At 72.0% G+C, this 20,895-nt stretch carries 15 protein-coding genes; all 15 read right to left on the reverse strand.

The genetic code is table 11. The annotated features are described in order from the left end of the window. Positions 1–104: 104 nt before the first annotated feature. Positions 105–1,310 carry a sugar phosphate isomerase/epimerase family protein gene (locus ACFYQA_RS27695; RefSeq protein WP_388923248.1) on the reverse strand — a complete coding sequence of 402 codons (1,206 nt, stop codon included), beginning with the start codon at positions 1,308–1,310 and terminating at the stop codon, positions 105–107. Between the two features lie 132 nt (positions 1,311–1,442). Beyond that, positions 1,443–2,876, reverse strand: coding sequence for an alkaline phosphatase family protein (locus ACFYQA_RS27700; protein WP_388923251.1), 1,434 nt, complete (start codon positions 2,874–2,876; stop codon positions 1,443–1,445). Then, entirely contained in the window at positions 2,873–4,042 is a 1,170-nt protein-coding gene (eboE, locus tag ACFYQA_RS27705; protein ID WP_388923253.1) for a metabolite traffic protein EboE, read from the reverse strand. Before eboE ends, ACFYQA_RS27700 begins: the two co-directional genes overlap by 4 nt. Before the next feature lie 3 nt (positions 4,043–4,045). Then, positions 4,046–4,939 (reverse strand): TatD family hydrolase, encoded by an 894-nt coding sequence (locus ACFYQA_RS27710; protein WP_388923256.1) that lies wholly within the window; start codon positions 4,937–4,939, stop codon positions 4,046–4,048. Continuing rightward, positions 4,939–5,748 (reverse strand): EboA domain-containing protein, encoded by an 810-nt coding sequence (locus ACFYQA_RS27715; protein ID WP_388923259.1) that lies wholly within the window; start codon positions 5,746–5,748, stop codon positions 4,939–4,941. Before ACFYQA_RS27715 ends, ACFYQA_RS27710 begins: the two co-directional genes overlap by 1 nt. Further along, positions 5,745–6,776 carry a sugar phosphate isomerase/epimerase family protein gene (locus tag ACFYQA_RS27720; RefSeq protein WP_388923262.1) on the reverse strand — a complete coding sequence of 344 codons (1,032 nt, stop codon included), beginning with the start codon at positions 6,774–6,776 and terminating at the stop codon, positions 5,745–5,747. The genes ACFYQA_RS27715 and ACFYQA_RS27720 overlap by 4 nt, the downstream gene beginning before the upstream one ends. Beyond that, a complete protein-coding gene (locus ACFYQA_RS27725) occupies positions 6,773–7,900 on the reverse strand; it encodes an SCO3242 family prenyltransferase (protein ID WP_388923265.1) in 1,128 nt (375 codons plus the stop codon). The genes ACFYQA_RS27720 and ACFYQA_RS27725 overlap by 4 nt, the downstream gene beginning before the upstream one ends. 152 nt (positions 7,901–8,052) lie before the next feature. Next, entirely contained in the window at positions 8,053–9,309 is a 1,257-nt protein-coding gene (locus ACFYQA_RS27730; protein ID WP_388923270.1) for an inositol-3-phosphate synthase, read from the reverse strand. A 121-nt stretch (positions 9,310–9,430) separates the two neighbouring features. Continuing rightward, entirely contained in the window at positions 9,431–13,153 is a 3,723-nt protein-coding gene (locus tag ACFYQA_RS27735) for a ThuA domain-containing protein (RefSeq protein WP_388923275.1), read from the reverse strand. Between the two features lie 266 nt (positions 13,154–13,419). Next, positions 13,420–14,418, reverse strand: coding sequence for a sugar phosphate isomerase/epimerase family protein (locus ACFYQA_RS27740; RefSeq protein WP_388923278.1), 999 nt, complete (start codon positions 14,416–14,418; stop codon positions 13,420–13,422). Between the two features lie 24 nt (positions 14,419–14,442). Next, positions 14,443–15,651 carry a Gfo/Idh/MocA family protein gene (locus ACFYQA_RS27745; protein ID WP_388923311.1) on the reverse strand — a complete coding sequence of 403 codons (1,209 nt, stop codon included), beginning with the start codon at positions 15,649–15,651 and terminating at the stop codon, positions 14,443–14,445. An 80-nt stretch (positions 15,652–15,731) separates the two neighbouring features. Then, complete coding sequence (locus ACFYQA_RS27750; RefSeq protein ID WP_388923281.1) at positions 15,732–16,778, reverse strand: substrate-binding domain-containing protein; 1,047 nt, start codon at positions 16,776–16,778, stop codon at positions 15,732–15,734. Between the two features lie 17 nt (positions 16,779–16,795). Further along, positions 16,796–17,815, reverse strand: coding sequence for an ABC transporter permease (locus tag ACFYQA_RS27755; protein WP_388923283.1), 1,020 nt, complete (start codon positions 17,813–17,815; stop codon positions 16,796–16,798). After that, entirely contained in the window at positions 17,812–19,329 is a 1,518-nt protein-coding gene (locus tag ACFYQA_RS27760; RefSeq protein ID WP_388923285.1) for a sugar ABC transporter ATP-binding protein, read from the reverse strand. The genes ACFYQA_RS27755 and ACFYQA_RS27760 overlap by 4 nt, the downstream gene beginning before the upstream one ends. A 298-nt stretch (positions 19,330–19,627) precedes the next feature. Beyond that, positions 19,628–20,809 (reverse strand): ROK family protein, encoded by a 1,182-nt coding sequence (locus tag ACFYQA_RS27765; RefSeq protein WP_388923313.1) that lies wholly within the window; start codon positions 20,807–20,809, stop codon positions 19,628–19,630. Positions 20,810–20,895 lie beyond the last annotated feature (86 nt).

Consider the following 20,895-nt stretch of genomic DNA (forward strand, 5'->3'; position numbering starts at 1 on the left):
CACGGCCCCCGGGACCGCCCGCGGCCCCCCCCCCCCCGGGCCGCCCCCCCCCCCCCCCGGGGGGGGGGCCCCGCCCGGTCCGTGTTCCCGGTCCGTGTTCCCGGTCAGCGGCGCCGCTTGCGGAGGGCCGCCAGGTTGTCGTAGCTGATCTTGGCCTCCCGCAGCGACTGCCCGGGGTCGGTGGCGCTCGGGGCGTTGTCGTCCTCGACCATCGGGTTGCGGTAGTTGTGCTGCCCGACCCGGGAGAAGAACGTCGTGTAGTCGATGACTCCGGTTCCGAAGGGAACCATCTCGTAGCCCATGCCGTTGGTCGTGCTGACGACGCCGTCCTTGGCGTGGAAGAGCGGGTAACGCTTGTTGTTGCGGGCGACCAGGCCGGCCGGGTCGAAGACGTTCCTGCGCGTGGAGCCGTCGTGGGCCGTGTACGTGTGGAACTTGTACTGGGCGACATGCGCCCAGAAGATGTCCATCTCCAGCCAGACGGTCTTCGGGTCGGTGACCTTGAGGAAGTACTCCAGCTTCCGGATGCCCGAACTGCGGGTGGGCCGGCCCTGGTCGTCCAGGGGGCCGCGGTCGAGCAGGAAGCCGTAGGCACCGTCGTGGTTGTGGGTATAGAGCTTGACGCCCTCGCGGCGGGCGATCGCGCCGAGGGCGTTCCACTTGTCGGCGGCCACGTCCCAGTCGGCGCGATAGGAGCTGCCGGTGGGGTCGCCGCCGGTGCCCATGTGGTCCAGGCCGAGGATGTTGGCGATCTCGAGGTGCTTCTTGAAGGTGTCCAGGTCCGCCGTGGTCAACGGCCAGGAGGACGGGATGAAGCCGTGGTTGCCCTGGGCGCGCAGGCCGTAGTCGTCGAGCCAGGAGCGCAGCAGCCTGGCCCCCGCGACGGATTCGAGACTGGCGCCGCCGGGTGCGTTCGCGTGCTGGTTGTAGCCGGCGAACTCCACCTGGCGGTAGCCGTGGCGGGCCAGCTGCTTGAACACCTCGCGGAAGCCGGACGGCAGATCGGTGGACAGGGGATCGCGGCCGGTGGCGTCGCGGACGGTGTAGAGGATGATGCCGCGCTTGTGCGGTGGGACGAGCACCTGCCCGCCATGGCCGTGGTCGTGCCCGTGGTCTCTGCCGCGGTCGTGGGCCAGGGCGGGGGCGGCCCCGAAGACGGGGAGCGCGACGGCTCCGGCCGCCACGGCGGTGCAGGTGCTGAGGAAACGGCGCCGGTCCACGCCCAGGGAGCGTCGCAGTCCCTCGTCCGGGGCGTCGGTGGCCGAGGCGATGACGGCCTCGGTGCGGGAGGGGTCGGAGTACGGGGTCACAAGTGGCCTGCCTTCTCGGTCGTGGCCGGTTCCGGTCCCGCCGGGACCGACCGTTGTCAGTGCCGTGTGTTTCACTCTCCGTAGCTGGATCTCGGAGGCCCTGAGTGGTGGTGCGTCAGCCGTGGTGGTGCGTCAGCCGAGTCCGGCGAGTTGGAGCAGGAGTTGCTTGACATCGGTGGCCGCGACGCGGTCTCCGACGGCACGGGGGGTGGAGCAGATGAGGAGCGGACCGTCGTCGTCGCTCGCCGGGAGGCGGCCGTGGCTGCCCCGAATAGGTGACGGGTCGAGGGGCACGACCGCCATCCGGTAGCGCATGCCGAGTTTCTTGCGCGCCAGCGCGGTGGCCGCCTTCACCTTGACGTACGGGTCGAGGGGGTCCATGAAGAGCTCGACCGGGTCGTAGCCGGGTTTGCGGTGGATCTCGACGAGCTGCGCGAAGTCGGGTGCGCGCTCGTCGTCGAGCCAGTAGTAGTACGTGAACCAGGCGTCGGGTTCGGCGACGGCGACCAGTTCACCGGCGCGCGGATGGTCGAGGTGATGGGCCTTCTTGCCCTCGTCGTCCAGGAGTTGGTCGATGCCGGGCAGCCCTTCGAGGGCGGCCCGGGTGGCGTCGAGGTCCTCGGGGCGGCGCACGTAGACATGGGCGATCTGGTGGTCGGCGACCGCGAAGGCGCGCGAGGCCATCGGGTCGAGGTACTCCATGCCGTCCTGCGTGTGCACCTCCAGCAGGCCCGCGCGGCGCAGGACGCGGTTGATGTCCACGGTCCGGTTCACCCGGGTGATGCCGTACTCGGACAGGGCGACGACGGTACGGCCCTCGGCGCGCGCGTCGTCGAGCAGCGGGGCCAGGGCGGCGTCCAGGTCCGCGGCGGCTTTCAGGGAGCGCGGGTCGTCGGGGCCGAAGCGCTGCAGGTCGTAGTCGAGATGGGGGAGGTAGCAGAGGGTCAGGTCGGGGTGGCGGGTCCGCATGATGTGGCGGGTGGCGTCGATGATCCACCGGCTGGAGGCGAGGTCGGCTCCGGGCCCCCAGAAGTGGAACAGGGGGAACGTGCCGAACTTCTCGGTGAGTTCGTCGTGCAGGGCGGGCGGCCTGGTGTAGCAGTCCGGCTCCTTGCGGCCGTCGGCGTAGTAGACCGGGCGGGGGGTGACGGTGATGTCGGTGTCGGCGCCCATGGCGTACCACCAGCAGATGTTGGCGACGGTGTAGCCGGGGTGCGCGCGGCGGGCGGCGTCCCAGATTTTGTCCCCGGAGACGAGACCGTTGTGCTGGCGCCACAGCAGGACGTCGCCGAGCTCGCGGAAGTACCAGCCGTTGCCGACGATGCCGTGTTCGGAGGGGAGGGTGCCGGTGAGGAAGGTGGACTGGGCGGCGCAGGTGACGGCGGGCAGCACGGTGCCGAGCGGTGCGCGGGAGCCGGACTGGCCGAGCCTCTTGAGATGGGGCATGTGGTCGAGGAGGCGGGGGGTGAGGCCCACGACGTCGAGGACGAGGAGGGGGGTGGGGCCGGCGGCCGCGGGTTCTGGTACCGGTTCCGCGGTGCGGTCCGGGGTGGGGTCCGGGGTCAAGGGAGTTCCTTCAGGCCTAGGTCCGTCAGCAGGTCGCGGGCGAGGGTGAGTTCGGCGGCGATGCCGTCGGCGAGCTGGGCACGGCCCTTGGGCCGCAGCTCGGGTGGGAGGGCCTGCCAGGTGTAGGTCTCGACCTCGAGGTGACGGGTGAGGGGGTGCGGACCGCCGACGAGGCGGGTCAGGGCGGACTTCAGAACGGGCAGCGTGGAGGTGAGGGGCGCGGTGGGAGCCGAGTGCAGCGGGACGTGGAAGTGGGCGCGCCAGGGCGCCCCGTCGGGCAGGGTGTCGCCGGCCAGGGCCTCGGCGAGGTCGTCGGTGCCGCGCAGCCCGGCGGCGGTGGAGGTGCGGGTCTGGTGCAGGAAGCGGGGCTCGGCGAAGGCGCGCAGGGCCTCGCGGACCTCGGGCAGATGGGGCTGCTCGGCGTGCAGGGCGGCGGAGAGCTGGGACTTGACCACGGGGACACCGGCCCGGGCGAGGTCGTCCAGGGCGGTGTGCGGATCTTCGAAGGAGGTGGCGAGGTGGCAGGTGTCGACGCAGATGCCGATGCGGTCGTGGCCGATCGCGGTGAGCGGTTCGATGGCGTCGTGGGTGGTTTCGACGACGCAGCCGGGTTCCGGCTCCAGGGCGATGCGGATGGAACGCCCGGTCAGCTCCTGGAGGGCGTCGAGGCGTTCGGCGAGGGTGCGCAGTGCGGTGCGGGAGGCTTCGGCGCGCTCCGTGTCGTGGGCGGTGCGCCAGGCCAGCGGCAGGGTGGAGATGCTGCCGTCGACAACGTCGTCGGGGAGCAGTCCGGCGAGGAGGCGGGCCAGGGAGGTGGTGTACTCCAGACGTTCGGGGTCGGCCCAGTCCGGTGTGTAGACGCGGTACTTGACCTCCTCGGCGCCGAATCCCTCGTAGGGGAAGCCGTTGAGGGTGACGACCTCGAGGCCGCGCCGGTCGAGTTCGCAGCGCAGACCGCGCAGGGCGGACGGGTCGGTGACGAGGGCGCGGGCGGCGTCCTTGGCGAGCCACAGGCCGATGCCGAGCCGGTCGCGGCCGAGCCGGCGGCGGACGGGTTCGCAGTGGTCCCGCAGCTGGGCGAGGACGCCGTCGAGGGTCTCGGCCGGGTGCACGTTGGTGCAGTAGGCGAGGTGGACGGTGGATCCGTCGGGGTGGCGGAAGCGCATGGCTCACGCCTCCGCGGCGGCGACGCCGGCCGTCCGCGGGGGCTCGTCCTTCGGGACGCCGCGCTGGATGGAGTTGCCCTCGTGGGTGGCCTCGGGGGCGGGAACGTCGAGGGCGAGCCGGCCGCTGAGCCCGTAGAAGGCGACGGGGTTGCGCCACAGGACCCGGTCGACGTCGTCCTCGGTGAAGCCTTCGGCGAGCATCAGGTCGGCGACCTTGCGGGTCTTGAGCGGGTCGCTCTTTCCCCAGTCGGCGGCGGAGTTCACCAGGACCCGCTCGGGGCCGTGGGAGCGCAGGATCGCGACCATCCGTTCCTCGTCCATCTTGGTGTCGGGATAGACGGAGAAGCCGAGCCAGCAGCCGCTGTCCTTGGCCTCCTTGACGGTGGTCTCGTTGAGATGGTCGATCAGGACGTGCTCCATGGGCAGCGCGGACTCCCGTACGACGTCGAGGGTGCGGCGCAGTCCGGCGAGCTTGTCGCGGTGCGGTGTGTGCACCAGGGCGGGCAGGCCGTGGTCGGCGGCGAGCTGGAGCTGGACGGCGAGCGCGGTGTCCTCGGCGGGCGTCATGGAGTCGTAGCCGATCTCGCCGACGGCGACGACGTTGTCCTTGACGAGATACCGGGGCAGCAGGTCGAGGACGGGCGTGCAGCGCGGGTCGTTCGCCTCCTTGGGGTTGAGGGCGATGGTGCAGTGGTGGGCGATGCCGTACTGGGCGGCACGGAAGGGTTCCCAGCCGAGGAGGGAGTCGAAGTAGTCGGTGAAGGAGGCCGGCGAGGTGCGGGGCTGGCCGAGCCAGAAGGCGGGTTCGACGACGGCGCGGACGCCCGCCGTGTACAGGGCCTCGTAGTCGTCGGTGGTCCGCGACGTCATGTGGATGTGGGGGTCGAAGAGGCGCATCAGGACTCCTTGCCGTGGGGGTCGTCCGTGGTGTGACTCGGGGTGGAGGAGACGGGGGCGGGCTCGGCGGGGGCCAGGGCCAGGGCCCGCACGCGGTGCAGGTCCTCCGGGACGGGGCGGCCGGCGGCGGTGCGCTCGTCGGCGTAGTCGCCGAGCATGCGGGCGAGTTCGCCGTCGCCGCGGGCCCGCCGGGCCAGGTCCGTCACCCGGTCCAGGGCGACGCCGGTGAACAGGCACTTCAGTACGGCGTGCCGCCAGGCGTGGGCGTCGAGGTGCCGGGCGCAGTACGGGCCGACGGCGGCGGCGACGAGCCGGGTGTCGTTGACGCGCAGGGCGTCCTCGACGAGCGGGCGGGCGTCGGGGCCGGGCACGAGGTGGGGCAGGGCGTGCAGGACCGCCCGGCGTTCGTCGGCGGTGCCCTGGTCGTAGACCCGGGCCAGTTCCTCGGTGCCGGCCCGGGCCGTGTGCAGGATCAGGACGCGGGCGGCGTCGGCGTGGGCTCCGCCGCAGCGGCGGCCGGCCTCGGCCAGGCGCAGCTCCCACACGGAGATGGGTCCGTGGGTGCCGGGGTGGGCGGCGGCCTCGTCGAGGGCCCGGTCCAGCCAGGCGCGGGCGGCGGCATCGAGACGGGCGGAGAGGAGGCGGTGCAGTTCGGCGGGCGGGGTGACGGCGGGGTTGATCGGGGCGGCGGCAGGGGCGGCGGGGGTGGTGCCGTCGGCTGCCGGGTTTCCCGGGGGGCGTGGGGCCACCCCGGGGCCGCTGGGAGTGGCCGCCTCCGGGGTCGCCGGGGTGGCATGGGGGTGGTTCACGGGGTGCTGCTCCCTTCGGGGGTGGCGGAGGGATCGCCGAGCGGGGGCACGGGGACGGATGCCGTGCCGGCGCCGGTGGCGGTCGCCGCGGTGCGGGCGGCGGCCTTGAGGAACGGGAGGGAGTGCGCGGCGAAGCGGGGGCCCGCGTGGGAGTGGCGAGGCAGTTCGACGACGGTCAGGCCCTGGTAGCCGGTGGCGGCGAGGGCCGCGAGGACGGGCGGGAAGTCGATCTCGCCGTCCCCGAAGGGCAGGTGTTCGTGGACACCGCGGCGCATGTCCTCGATCTGGACGTGGCGCAGCCAGGGTGCGGCTTCCCGTACGCAGTCGGCGGGAGGGAGAGGTTCCAGGCACTGGCAGTGGCCGATGTCCAGGGTGAGGCCGAGGAATTCGGGATCCCCGAGGGTGCGGCGCAGGCGGTGGAAGTCGGCGAGGGTGGCGAGGAGGTGACCGGGTTCCGGTTCGACGGCGAGCGGCACGCCCGCGGTGGCGGCGGCGTCCAGGACGGGGGTGAGGGTCTCGGCGAGGCGTTTCCAGGCGGTGTCCTCGTCCGTGCCCGTGGGGACGATGCCGCTGAAACAGTGCAGGGCGTGCGCACCGAGCTCGGCGGCGACCTCGACGGCCCGGACGAGCAGATCCACGCGGCGGGCGCGGTCGTCCGGGTCGGGGTCCAGCAGCGACGGGCCGTGTTTGCGGCGGGGGTCCAGCACGTAGCGGGCGCCGGTCTCCACGGTGACGCCGAGCCCGAGCGCGTCCAGCCGGTGCGCGACCCGGCGGGTGCGCGCCGCGAGGTCCGGGGCGAGCGGGTCGAGGTGCATGTGGTCGAGGGTCAGCCCCACACCGTCGTAGCCGAGGTCGGCGAGCAGGGCGAGGGCGTCGTCGAGACGGAGGTCGGCGAGACCGTTGGTGCCGTAGCCGAAGCGAAAGGGGGTGGAGGTGGGGGGAGGGGAGGGGGTAGGGGCGGGCGCGGATGCGGTTTCGGGGACACCGACGGACGCGGGCGCCGGGATCCATGCGCCGGACGGGCTCATGTCACGCTCACTTTCCTCGCGAACCGTGCTCCGAGGGGGGCGAGCGCGGCGATCAGCAGGGCCGGGACGGGCGCGCCGTTACGGGCGTTGAGGGCGGCCTGCAACGGGATCGTGGCGCGGATTCCGGCGCCGACGGCACGTTGGGTGAGCGGGGGTGAGGGATTGAGGGCGGCGTGGAAGTAGGGGCGGGCGGCGGTCGCCGCGTAGGCGGCGGCGAGGGCGGTGGTGAGACCGGCGGTGGGCCCGCCCGGCGGCACGGCCGGATGGGGCCGGTCCCGGCGCCCGGTCAGCATCCGGGTGAGAAGGCCGGTCACGGCGAGCGCCGCCATGGGGGCCAGAGGCGACCCGTACCGGGTCTCCTGGCGGGAGACGGTCGTGACGGCGAGGGTGTGGGTGCCGAGCAGGGCCGCGGAGGGCAGGGCCGCACGGGTACGGCCGGTGGTGGCCGCCGCTCCCAGCAGGAGGTCGAGGCCGCGGGCCGCCGCCATGGCCACGGGACCGGCGGGCGTGTGCTTGAGCGCGAGATCGTAGGCCCAGACGGTGGCGGCGAGCGGTGCGGCGACCGTGAGGGCGGGACGGCCGGCGCGTGCGGCGAGGGCCAGTCCCGCACCGGTGAGGGCGCAGGCCGCGGCGAGGGCGGCGGCGGGGCGGATGCGGCCGGAGGGCAGCGGGCGGTGCGGGCGCTCGGCGGCGTCCTCCGCCCGGTCCGCCCAGTCGTTGAGCGCCATGCCCGCCTCGTACAGGCAGACGGAGGAGCCGACGGCGAGCAGCGTACGGGCGCCCGGCCGCCCACCGGCCGCGGCGGCCCCGGCCAGTACGTCCCCGGGGACGGTGAACAGGGCGGGCAGCCGCAGCAGTTCGGCCCAGGCCCGCCGACGGCCGGACGGCCGGGAGCCCGCCCGGTCCGGGGCCGTACGCCGGCCCGCCCGGTCCGCACGGTCCGCCTGATCCGCCCGGTCCGCACGGTCCTCGGTGGTACGGCGGTCCGGGCTCCCGAGAGCGTCGCCCGGGCGGACCACGCCGGAGGACGGCGCCCTCCCGGCCCCGGCACCACGGTCGCCGTCACGGCTTTTCCCGGCATCGGTGACCCGGCCGCCCTGATGGCCGGCGTCCCCCGGGAGCACGCGCTCTCCCGTCGGGGAATCGGTGTCGGTGCCGTCGCCCGACCGGTCATCAGCACCCCTGCCCTCGGCCCCCCGAACTCCTCCGGGTGTGTCCGGGGAAGCCGGCCGGTGGGCTCCCGTCGCCCGTGGGCGTACCGTCTCCTTCCGCGGATTCACCGTTCCTCCCCGGATGCGCGCCACGGACTGCCGGGCCCCACCGCGCCCTTTGGCTCCGGTTCCCGCCCCGGCTCCGGCTCCGGCTCCCGCTCCAGCTCCGGCTCCGGGTCCCGAAGGCGGCTCGCGAACGCGACGAGGTGCGCGTACTGCTCCGCCAGGCCGGCCGGGCCCGGTCCCACCGGGTCCTTGAAGAAGTAGCCGAGTTCGCCGAGTGGGCCGGACAGGCCCTTCTCGTGGGCCCTGGCCGTCAGGCGGGCCAGGTCGAGGACCAGCGGAGCCGCGAGGGCGGAGTCGCAGCCCTGCCAGATGGTCTGGAGGATCATGCGGGTGCCGAGGAAGCCGTCGAAGGCGATGTGGTCCCAGGCGGTCTTCCAGTCGCCGAGCGCCGGCACGTCGTCGATGTGGACCTCGCCCTCCGGCGCCGCGCCGAGCGTGTCGGCGAGGACGCGTTCCTTGCCGGCGTTCTTGGCGGCGGCGGCCGCCGGGTCGGACAGGGCCGCGCCGTCGCCGCCGCCCAGCAGGTTGGTGCCGGACCAGGCGCGCACGTCCAGCGCGCGGCCCGCGAACATCGGGCCGAGGACGGCGCGCAGCAGTGTCTGCCCGGTCTTGCCGTCGCGGCCCGCCCAGGGCAGGCCGGAGGCCTCCGCCGGCGAGGCCAGCGCCGGGTGGTGCAGTCCCGTCGAGGGGGTGAAGTTGACGTAGGGGCAGCCGGCGCGCAGGGCGGCCGCCGCGTAGAGGGAGCTCGGTGGCAGGGAGCCGTCGGCGGGAGCGGGTTCGGTGGAGGCGACGTTCACCACGACGGCGCCCGCAAGTCCCTGGCGGCGCACGAAGTCGCGCATGTCGGCCGCGAACACGTCGATCAGTTCGTCGTCGTGGCGGCCCGAGCCGCCGTCCGTGTCACCGGGCAGGGGGCCTCCGGACCTGATCTCCTGGTCGGCTGCGGTGAGTTCGGCGTGCACGGCGGAGGGCAGACCGTGCGGCAGGACGCCGCCGGCGGCGAGGTGTTCGGCACGTTTGGGCAGCGGGCAGTCGACGGTGTCGTGGCCGCCGAAGACGAGGGACGACAGCGGCGGCAGGCCGCACGAGGTGAAGTCGGAGGTCTCGGTGACCATGCCGGTCGGCGGATGGAGTCCGGCGACGACGGCGGCGCAACCCGCGATCGCGGTCGTGGCCACGGATCCGCGCGCCCCGATGAGCCAGACGCCGAAGCGCGGGGCCGGGGAGGGGAGGGGCAGGGACGGTTCGGCGGACATGGGCAGCCTCCTTGTCGTACGCGAACCGGATGCGAGTGCCGGAGGCGGACGAGCAGGATGCCGGGCGCGGGGCCCGGCAAGGCGGCGGGCGGAGGTCCGGCGTCCTCCGCCCGCCGCCGTTCTAGTCGCCCTTGGCGGGCAGTTCCTTCAGTTGGATGTTGCGGAAGGAGACCTGGTCGGCGGCGCCGTGGTTCTGGAGGCCGATGTGGCCGTCGGTCAGGCTCCGCTCGGGGTCCTTGTTGGTGAAGTCGTTGATCCTGACTCCGTTGAGGAACACCTGGAGGCGTTCGCCCTGGACCTTGATCTCGTAGGAGTTCCACTGGCCGGGCGGACGCAGGACCTGGTCACGGGCCTTGATGTTCGCCGACTTGAACGAGTAGACGGAGCCCGTGGTGCGGTCGGGCGCGTCCGTGGCGTCGATCTGGATCTCGTAGCCCTTGTTCACCGCGGACCAGGGGTCGTCGGAGGCCGGGAAGCCCACGAAGATCCCGGAGTTGTCGTCGCCCCGCATCTTCCAGTCGAGCTTGAGGGAGTACGACGTCAGCTCCTTGGCCTGGTACCAGAGCAGACCCATGCCGCCCTCGGACTCCAGGGTGCCGTCCTTGACGTTGAACGTGCCGGGGCCGGCCTGCTTCCAGCCGTTCAGGGTCTGGCCGTTGAAGATCTTCCGGTAGTCCTTGCCCGGCTTGCAGTCCGCCTTGACCTGGCCGGTGGCGTACTGCAGACCGCCGAGCAGATGGGTGCGGAAGGCCTCTTCGGCGTAGGAATCCTTGGTGTGGCCACCGCCGGTGTAGAAGGAGCGGCCGCCGCCGTAGCTCTGGCACCAGGCGATCGGGTGGTCGCCCTTCATGGTGCCGCCCTGGTACGTCGTCTCGTCGAGGGTGGCGAGGACCTTGGCCTGCTCACGCGGGTTGGTGCGGTAGTTGTACCACTCGTCGGTGCGCTCCCACGCGTCGTCCAGGTGCGTGGTGGAGGGGTGGTCGTGGTCCTCGACGCGCACGGTGGCCTTCTGGATGGCCGGGTGCGAGTCGAAGTGGGCGCCGACGAGACCGCCGTAGAACTCCCAGTCGTACTCGGTGTCGGCGGCGGCGTGGATGCCCAGGTAGCCGCCTCCGTTGCTGACGTAGTTCTCGAACGCCTTCTGCTGGCCGGCGTTCAGGACGTCACCGGTGGTGGACAGGAAGGCCACCGCGTCGTACTTGGCGAGGTTGGCCGTGGTGAACTGTCCGGCCTCCTCGGTCGCGTCGACCGTGATGCCGGCCGGGGCGCCGAGCTCCTTCAGGGCGGCGACGCCGGCCGGGATGGAGTCGTGCCGGAAGCCGGCGGTCCTGGAGAAGACCAGCACCTTCTTGCCGCCCTTGAACGGCTGGGTGGAGAACTCGAAGTCGTCCACGTCGTACAGTGCGCCGTCGCCGCCCCTGAAGACCAGGTAGATCTCCGTGGTGCTCTTCGGCAGCGACCGCAGCGGCACGTCGACGTTCTGGAACGTCTCCCAGCTGCCGGTCGGCGGGATGTACGCCGAGCCGTGCAGCTTGCCGTCGGGCGAGCCGGTGCGCAGTTCGATGAAGCCGCCGGCGCCGCCGGAGGAGGCCCGTACGGTCAGCTTCTTCTGCCCGTCGAACCGGTAGGGGCTGAAGGAGATCCAGTCGCCGTCGTTGATGTCGCCGACGGTCTTGCCGCCGTTGGCGCCGGTCTTGTCGTAGGTCTGCACGCCCGACTGGGCGGTGAAGTGCTCGGCCTGGCGGTGCAGCGGCTGGAGCACGGTGCGGGCGGTACCGGTCAGGGCTTCCTGGCCGTTGGCCCCGCCGTCGGTGTAGCCGGCGCCGACGACGCCGTAGATGTTGGCGTTGGGGTCGTGACCGCCGTCTCCGGCGGGCGGCTTGAGGGTGCCCTCACAACCCGTCTCGCTGGTCAGCTCGTGGGCGTGGGAGTCGTGGCCGAGGCTGTAGGCGACCTTGACCTTGGAGCAGTCGACCTTCTCCTCGGGGTCGGTGACGGTCACCTTGAAGGGAACGGGCTCGCCGAAGGCGGCCAGGCTGCCGTTGCCCGGGACCTCGATCTTCACCTTGGGTTCGGTGTTGCCGACCACGATCCGGGTGCTGGCGTTACCGGTGTTGCCCTCGGGGTCCTTCGCGGTGAAGGTCGCGGTGTAGGTGCCGACCTTCTTGTACTTGTGGGTGGGCTTGAGGCCCTCGCCCTTGGTGCCGTCGCCGAAGTCCCAGCTGTAGGTGAGGTCCGGGGAGTCGGCGTCCTTGGCGGAGCCGGTGAAGGCGACCTTGAGGCCGGCCGCGCCGGACGTCTTGTCGGCGCTCACCTCGGCGATCGGGGAGAAGCCGTCCTCGGCGTTCTCGATCCGGTACAGCGCGGAGTTGTCGTCGCCCTGGAACCAGGAGACGCCGTAGTCCAGGACGTAGAGCGCCCCGTCGGGGCCGAACTCCATGTCCATGATCTGGGTGCCGGTCCACGGGAAGTCATTGATCTTCGCGACGGAGCCGTCCGCGTTCTGCTCGATCCGCTTGATCCAGCGGCGGCCGAACTCGCCCGCGAAGAAGTCGCCGTCGTACGCCTCGGGGAACTTCACACTGGAGTCGAGCTCGGGGTCGTAGCGGTAGACCGGGCCGGCCATCGGGGACTCGGAGCCGCTGCCGAACTCGGGCACGGAACCGCCGTCGTACGGGATCCAGGCGGCCTGGGCGGGCGGCAGGTCGACGAGGCCGGTGTTGTGCGGCGAGGTGTTCTTCGGGGCGGCGCAGTCGAACTTCTCACCGGAGGTCTTGGTGGCGAAGTCGTAGTCGACGTAGGCGTCGTTGTCGCCGGTGCAGAACGGCCAGCCGAAGTTGGCGGCCTCGGTGACCTTGGCGAACTCGACCTGTCCCGCCGGGCCCCGCTTCGGGTCGGCGGCGCCGGCGTCGGGGCCGTATTCGCCGACGTAGACGGTGCCGGTCTTGTCGTCGACGCTCATGCGGAACGGGTTGCGGAAGCCCATCGCGTAGATCTCGGGACGGGTCTTCTCGGTGCCGGGGGCGAAGAGGTTGCCCTCCGGGACGGTGTACGAGCCGTCCTCGGCGACCTTGACGCGCAGGAGCTTGCCGCGCAGGTCGTCGGTGTTGCCGGAGCTGCGGCGGGCGTCGAAGGCCGGGTTGCGGTCCGGTCGCTCGTCGATCGGCGTGAAGCCGTCGGAGGAGAAGGGGTTGGTGTCGTCGCCGGTGGACAGGTAGAGGTTGCCCTCGGCGTCGAAGTCGATGTCGCCACCGACGTGGCAGCAGGTGCCGCGGGAGGCCGCGACGTCCAGGACCTTCTTCTCGCTGGCCATGTCCAGCGTGCCGTTGGGGTTGAGGACGAAGCGGGAGAGGCGGTTGACGCCGTCGAACTTCGCGAAGTCCGCGGCGGTGCCGGTCTCCGGGGCGTCGCCCGCGGGGGTGTCGAGCGGCGGGGCGTAGTAGAGGTAGACCGCCCGGTTGTTCTTGAAGTCCGGGTCGATGCCGACGCCCTGCAGGCCCTCCTCGTCATGGCTGTAGACGGGGATCTTGCCGGCGACCTTGGTGACACCCGCCTGGTCGGTGAGGCGCAGCGTGCCGTCGCGCGAGGTGTGCAGGACGCTGCGGTCCGGGAGCACGGTGAGCGACATCGGCTCGCCCGTCTCGGGCTCGCCCTTGGCGAGCGGTACCTGCTGGAACTGCCCCTCGGCGGCTGCCGGCTCATCGTGTTCCGGGTGCCCGGGGTGGGCGCCGGCGACGGTCGCCGGGGTCCCCGCGGCCAGCATCAGGCCGGTGAGCAGGGCGAGGGTGGTGCGAAGTCTGGGGCGCCTCGTGGTGTGGGTGGATGTGAGTCTGCTTCTGTGCACGAAGTCCCTCCGGGAACGGGGTGGGGCCGTACGGAACGAGTGCGAAGACGTGCGGTGCGGGCGCCGGGGTGCGCCGTCACCCCCGGCGGCGTGGGTGTCCTGGACACTTCAGGGACGGTAACCGCGTTCATCCGGAACGAACACCCCTTGGGCCAGGGCCGGTTGCACTTTTCCCCCACGCAGGACAAAGCGGGATTCGGGCAGGTCGGACCGGGGGCCGGCGGATCTTCCGGCCCCCGTCCCCGACCTGCCGTCGGGCATGCGGTTCAGCTGTTGAACGCCGCGTCGAAGGAGGCCGACGGCGGGTCGAAGTCGTACGCCTTCAGCCGGGTCAGCGCCTCCGGGGCGCCCTGGAGGCGGTCCATGCCGGCGTCCTCCCATTCGACGGAGACGGGGCCCCGGTAGTCGATGGAGCGCAGCATGCGGAAGACGTCCTCCCAGGGGACGTCCCCGTGTCCGGCGGAGACGAAGTCCCAGCCGCGTCGGGGGTCGCCCCAGGGCAGATGGGAGCCGAGGCGGCCGTTGCGGCCGTCGAGGCGCTTGCGGGCCTCCTTGCAGTCGACGTGGTAGATCCGGTCGCGGAAGTCCCACAGGAAGCCGACCGGGTCGAGGTCCTGCCACACGAAGTGGGAGGGGTCGAAGTTGAGCCCGAAGGCCGGCCGGCGGTCGACCGCGTCCAGTGCGCGGACGGTGGTCCAGTAGTCGTAGGCGATCTCGCTGGGGTGGACCTCGTGCGCGAACCGCACGCCCTCGGCGTCGAAGACGTCCAGGATCGGGTTCCAGCGCGTCGCGAAGTCCTCGTAGCCGCGGTCGATCATCGACTCGGGCACGGGCGGGAACATGGCGACCAGGTGCCAGATCGCCGAGCCGGTGAACCCGATGACGGTGTCGACGCCGAGGAGGGCCGCGGCGCGCGCGGTGTCCTTGATCTCGGCGGCGGCCCGCTGCCGTACGCCCTCGGCCTCGCCGTCGCCCCAGATCCTGGCGGGCAGGATGGCCCGGTGGCGTTCGTCGATGATGGCGTCGCACACCGCCTGGCCGACCAGGTGGTTGGAGATCGCCCAGGCCTTGAGGCCGTACTTGTCGAGGAGCTGACGCCGGGAGTCAACGTAGGACGGGTCGGCGAGTGCCTTGTCGACTTCGAAGTGGTCGCCCCAGCAGGCGAGTTCGAGGCCGTCGTAGCCGAAGTCGCGGGCGAGCCGGCAGACCTCCTCGAGGGGGAGGTCCGCCCACTGGCCGGTGAACAGCGTGAAATTGCGGGGCACGCGGGTCTGCCTTTCCTCAGGTCTTCAGACGGTGATCGGCGTGTAGACGGAGTTCTTCTGGGCGCTCTCCTCCACGGCCGCCAGGACGCGCTGCACCTGCAGTCCGTCGGCGAAGGAGGGTTCGGGCGTGCGGCCCTCGGCGACGGCGTGGACCAGGTCGCGGGCCTGGTGCACGAAGGTGTGCTCGTAGCCGAGGCCGTGGCCCGGCGGCCACCAGGCGTCCAGGTAGGGGTGGTCGGGTTCGGTGACCAGGATGCGGCGGAAACCCGCGTGCGCCGCGGGCTCGGTGCCGTCGTGGTAGGAGAGTTCGTTGAGCCGTTCCAGGTCGAAGGCCAGCGACCCGCGCTCGCCGTTGAGTTCGATGCGCAGCGCGTTCTTGCGGCCGGTGGCGTACCGGGTGGCCTCGAAGGAGGCGAGGGCGCCGGAGGCGAAGCGGCCGGTGAACAGGGCGGCGTCGTCCACGGTGACCTCGCCGGTGCCGGCACTGTCGACGGCGGCCGGACCGCTGGTGGACGCCGCGGGCAGCGGCCGTTGCCTCACGAACGTCTCGGTGAGCGCGGAGACCCCCGCCAGCCGCTCCCCCGCCAGGTGCTGGGCGAGGTCGACGATGTGCGCGCCGAGATCGCCGAGCGAGCCGGAGCCCGCCTGTTCCCGGCGCAGCCGCCAGGTCAGCGGGAACGCGGGGTCCACCAGCCAGTCCTGGAGGTACGTCACCCGCACGTGCCGGAGGGCGCCGATGCGGTCCTCGGCCACCATCCGCCGGGCCAGCGCGGTCGCGGGGACCCGGCGGTAGTTGAAGCCGACCATCGCCGACAGGCCCCGTTGTCGCGCCTGTTCGGCGGCTTCGGCCATCGCTTCGGCTTCGGCGACGGTGTTGGCGAGGGGTTTCTCGCACAGCACGTGCTTGCCCGCGGCGAGCGCGGCCGTCGCGATCTCGGCGTGGCTGTCGCCGGGGGTGCAGATGTCGACGAGGTCGACGTCGTCCCGTTCGACCAGGGCACGCCAGTCGGTCTCGGTGTCCGCCCAGCCGTGGCGGTCGGCCGCCGCGCGCACCGCGGTGGCGTCCCGGCCGCAGACGACGGCCAGTTCGGGGCTCATCGGCAGGTCGAAAACGCGGCCCGCGGTGCGCCAGCCCTGCGAGTGGGCGGCGCCCATGAAGGCGTAGCCGACCATGCCGACGCGTAGGGGTGGCTTCCCCGTCTCCGCCCCGTCCGACTGCTGCGGCTGTGCCATACGGATGTCCTCCTCGTCGTCGTGGCGGGCGGGGGTGGCCCCGCCCGGTGGGCCGGCCAGGCCCGTGGGGCGGGGTTCCGTCACTTGAAGCCGGTGGACATGTACTGGTCGACGTTCTCCTTGTCGACGACGGCCGAGTAGCAGGTCAGCGAGGTGGGGATCTCGAACTCGGCGAGGCCGCCGACACCCTTGCCCTGGCCGAGGGCACGGGCGAGGTCGATCGCGGAGGCGGCCATCGACGGCGGGTAGAGCACGGTCGCCTTCAGGACGCCGTTGTCCGCCTTGATGGCCTGGAAGGCGGAGAGCGCGCCCGCGCCGCCGACCATGAGGAAGTCGCCGCGCCCGGCCTGTTCGATGGCGCGCAGCGCGCCCACGCCCTGGTCGTCGTCGTGGTTCCACAGTGCGTCGAACTTCGACTGGGCCTGGAGGAGTTGGGCCATCTTGGCCTGGCCGGACTCGACGGTGAAGTCGGCGGCCTGGCGGGCCACCTTCTTGATGTTGGGGTAGTTCTTCAGCGCGTCGTCGAAGCCCTGGGTGCGTTGCTTGGTGAGCTCGAGGTTGTCCAGGCCGGCCAGTTCGATGACCCGGGCGTTCGGGGTGTCCTTGAGCTTCTCGCCGATGTAGTGCCCGGCGTTCAGGCCCATGCCGTAGTTGTCACCGCCGATCCAGCAACGGTACGCCTGGGGGGAGTTGAAGACGCGGTCGAGGTTGACGACGGGGATGCCGGCGCGCATCGCCTTGAGTCCGACCTGGGTCAGCGCCTTGCCGTCGGCGGGCAGCACCACCAGGACGTCGACCTTCTTGTTGATGAGGGTCTCGATCTGGCCGATCTGCTGGGCGGTGTCGTTGGAGCCCTCGGTGACTTCCATGGTGACGTCCGAGTACGTCTTGGCGCGCTTCTCGGCGTTGTCGTTGATGGCGTTGAGCCAGCCGTGGTCGGCCTGCGGTCCCGCGAAGCCGATGGTGACCGGCTTGCCGGGCTTGTCGTCGGCGGCCGACCGGTCGTTGGCGGTCGGCTCGGCGTCGCTCGGCTCGTTGCTGGTACAGCCGGCGACGAGGACTCCGGCGGACACGGCGGCGGCTCCGAAGAGCAGCCCTCTGCGGCTCGTGGAAGGCGTCTCTGGCATGGCGGTGAACCCTTTCGTCAGGTCGTGCTCGCGGTACGGCGCTGGACCAGCACGGCGGCGACGATGATCGCGCCCTTGGCGATCTGCTGGACGTCGCTCTGCAGGTTGTTCAGGGCGAAGATGTTCGTGATCGTGGTGAAGATCAGGACGCCCAGCACGGAGCCGACGATGGTGCCGCGGCCTCCGGTGAGCAGGGTGCCGCCGATGATCGCGGCGGCGATGGCGTCGAGTTCGTAGAGGTTGCCGTTGGTGTTCTGGCCGGAGCCGGACAGGATGATCAGCAGGAAGGCGGCGATGCCGCAGCACAGTCCCGACAGCAGGTACAGGTAGAGGCGTTGGCGGCGGACATCGATGCCGGCGAGCCGGGCCGCCTCCGCGTTGCCGCCGACGGCGACGGTACGGCGCCCGAAGGTGGTCCGGTTGAGGACCAGCCAGCCGATGACGGTGACCGCCGCGAACACCAGGACCAGGGGCGGGATGCCGAGGACGTAGGCGTCGCGTTCGCCGAGGTCGAGAACGCTGTCGATGGTGACGACCTGGGTCCGCCCATCGGTGATCTGCAGGGCGAGGCCTCGGGCCGAGGCGAGCATGGCGAGCGTCGCGATGAACGGGACCATCCCGCCGTATGCGATCAGCACCCCGTTGACCAGACCGCAGCCGACGCCGACGAGGACGGCGGTGAACAGGATGCCGGCGAACCCGAACTCCTGGGTGGCGACCGTGGTCGCCCACACCGAGGACAGGGCGACGATCGCGCCGACCGACAGGTCGATGCCGCCGGAGGTGATGACGAAGGTCATGCCGACGGTGACGACGCCGATGACGGAGGCCTGGGTGAGGACGAGCTGGAGGTTGCGGGTGTCCAGGAACTCGTCCGGCTTGGTGATGCCGCCGATGAGGACGAGTACGGCGAGGACGCCGAGCAGCGACAGGGTGCGGACGTCGGCGCGGAACAGCACGGTGCGCCAGGCGGGCGGGGGGCCGGCCGGCGGCGCCTTGTCGGTGCTGTCCCGCGGCGGGGAGACGGGCTGCGTCATGACGCCGGGCTTCCTTCCATGACGAGGTCGAGTACACGGTGTTCGTCGAGTTCCCGGGCGGGTGCCGTGTGGACGACGTCACCCTCCCGGAGCACCAGGACGCGGTCGGCGAGGCCGAGTACCTCGGGCACCTCGCTGGAGACGAGCAGGACGGCGAGGCCTTCGTCGGCCAGCCTCCTTATGACTGCGTACAGTTCGGCGCGGGCGCCGACGTCGACGCCGCGGGTGGGTTCGTCCAGCAGCAGCACCCGGCAGCCGCGCAGCAGCCAGCGGGCGAGCACCGCCTTTTGCTGGTTGCCGCCGGACAGGGTGCGCACGGGCACGTCCGGGTTGTCCGGCCTCAGTGACAGTTCGCGGGTGGCCGCGCGGGCCGCGCCCAGTTCGGCGCCGCGGTCGATCCAGCCGGCGCGCGAGAAGCGGGACATGGCGGAGAGCGACACGTTGCGGGTGACGGACTCCAGCATGAGCAGGGCCTGCGCCTTGCGTTCCTCGGGGGCGAGTCCGATCCCGGCGCGGACGGCGGCGCGCACGCTGCCCGGCCGCAGCGGGCGTCCGTCGACCAGGACCCGGCCGGAGTCCGGTTTGCGGGCGCCGTAGACCGTCTCCAGGATCTCGGAGCGCCCGGAGCCGACGAGCCCCGCGAGCCCGACGATCTCCCCCGGGCGCAGTTCGAGGTCGAGGGGGGCGAACTCGCCCTTGCGGGAAAGGTTTTCGACGGTCAGCACCGGTTCTCCGGTGGGTGGGGAAGCCGGTCGCGGGGGGAAGACGTACTCGACGTCGCGGCCCGTCATCAGGGCGACCACCTCGCGGGTGGGCGTCGACCTGGCGGGCAGCCCGCCGGCGACGGCACGGCCGTCCTTGAGCACGGTCACCCGGTCGCCGATGCGCCGGATCTCCTCGAGGCGGTGCGAGATGTAGACGACGGCGACCCCGTCGGCGGTGAGGCCGTCGACGATGCGGAAGAGGTTGTCGACCTCGTCCGGGTCGAGCGCGGCCGACGGCTCGTCCATCACGATGAGGCGTACGTCGTGCGAGAGCGCCCGTGCCATCGAGACGATCTGCTGTTGGGCGGCGGACAACTCCCCTACCGTACGGCCCGGTTCGATCTCCGGGTGCCCGAGCCGGGTCAGCAGCTCGGCCGTCGACTCCCTGGCCGTCCTGGGGCGGACGACGAACCCGGCGGTGGTCGGTTCGTGGCCGAGGTGGACGTTCTCGGCGACCGTCATGTGTTCCACCAGGTCGAGTTCCTGGTAGATGGTGGCGATCCCGAGGCGCATGGCGGCGATCGGCGAGCGCAGGGTGACGGCTTCGCCGCGCCAGCGGATGGTGCCCGTGTCGGGCTGGTGGGCGCCGGCCAGCACCTTGATCAGGGTGGACTTGCCGGCGCCGTTCTGGCCGAGCAGGCAGTGCACCTCGCCGGCCTGGACGTCGAGGTCGACGCCGTCCAGGGCCCGGACGCCGGGGAAGGACTTGGTGATGCCGGACATGCTGAGCAGCGGTGGTTCGGGTGCCATGCGGATTCCCCTCGGCGGGCGTGCGGGCCGGTGTCAGGGCGGTCCCCTTGCGGGGAAGGTGTTTTCGGGCAGGCCGGGGTGCCGGGACGGTGCGGCGCTGTGTGGGAGGGACGGTGCGGGGACACGGGCGGAGCGGGTGGCGCGGGTGGTGCCGGGCCGTACGTGCGGCGGGGTGGCGGTGCGTGGTGCCGGTGCGCTGTTCCGTCGGTGGAAACGGTGGACGCTCTGCACGGTGGAGGGCAGAGCTGTTCTGTGCGGTGGAGCCGGACTTGCTGCGTGCGGTGGAGCGGTGGGCTGCTTACGCGGGTGAGAACAGGTGGTCGCTGATGAGCCGGGCCGCGCCGATGACTCCGGCGGTGGGGCCCAACTCCCCGAGAACGATGGGCAGGTTGCCGGTCGCCAGAGGCAGCGACTGACGGTAGACCTGGGTACGGATGGCGGCGAGCAGGGTGTGGCCGAGACCGGTCACCCCGCCGCCGATCACCACCAGGCCGGGGTTGAAGAAGCTGACCAGGCCGGCGATGACCTGGCCGGTGCGGCTGCCGCCCTCGCGGATCAGGTCGATCGCGGTGGCGTCCCCCGCGGCGGCCGCGGCGGCGACGTCGACGGCACTCAGCGTGCCGTTCGTCTCCAGACGGCTCGCGAGTTCGGCGGAGAGCTGCTGCTGGGCGGCCTCCAGGGCGTCCCGGGCAAGGGCCGCGCCGCTGAAGTGGGCCTCCAGGCAGCCCCGGTTGCCGCAGGCGCACGGTCGGCCGTCGGGCACGGCCTGGATGTGGCCGATGTCGCCGGCGCTGCCCGTCGTACCTCGGTAGACCTCCCCGCCGACGACGATGCCGCAGCCGATGCCGGTACCGATCTTGACGCAGAGGAAATCGGGGACGGTGCGGGCGACGCCCGCGTGCTGCTCCCCCATCGCCATCAGGTTCACGTCGTTGTCGACCATGACCGGGCAGCCGAGGTCCTGGCTGAGCGCCTCCCGTACGGGGAAGCCGTCCCAGCCGGGCATGATCGGCGGTGCCACCGGGATACCCTCGGGGAACCGGACCGGGCCCGGAACGCCGATACCGGCGCCGTCGAACCCCTCCGCGAGCCCCGAGGCCTTCAGCTTCGCCGCCATGGACAGCACCTGCTCGAAGACCGCGACCGGTCCGTCACGTACGTCCGTGGGCTGGTTGATGTGTCCGAGGATCTCCAGTTCGGCGTTGGTGACGGCGACGTCGACCGAGGTCGCGCCGATGTCGACGCCGAGGAGTCGCAGGTGCGGGTTGAGGCGGACGTTGTGGGAGCGCCGGCCGCCGCGCGAGGCGGCGAGTCCGTCGGCCACGACAAGTTCCGTCTCCAGCAGCCGGTCCACCTCCACGGCCAGTTTCGACCGGGAGAGGTCGATCTGGTCACCCAGCTGGGCACGGGAGTTGGGCCCGCCGTCGCGCAACAGCCTGAGCAGTCGGGCCTGATGAGCGTTCGCGGGCCGTGCCGTCATGCGTCTCACGAACCCCTCCCCGCCTCGGTCGGCCTCTGCGCGCCGGATTCCGGCCACGTATGTGGCGTGCTTTCGAAGGGAACGTA

This window comes from Streptomyces sp. NPDC005774 (assembly GCF_042871645.1).
Lineage (GTDB): Bacteria > Actinomycetota > Actinomycetes > Streptomycetales > Streptomycetaceae > Streptomyces > Streptomyces pratens.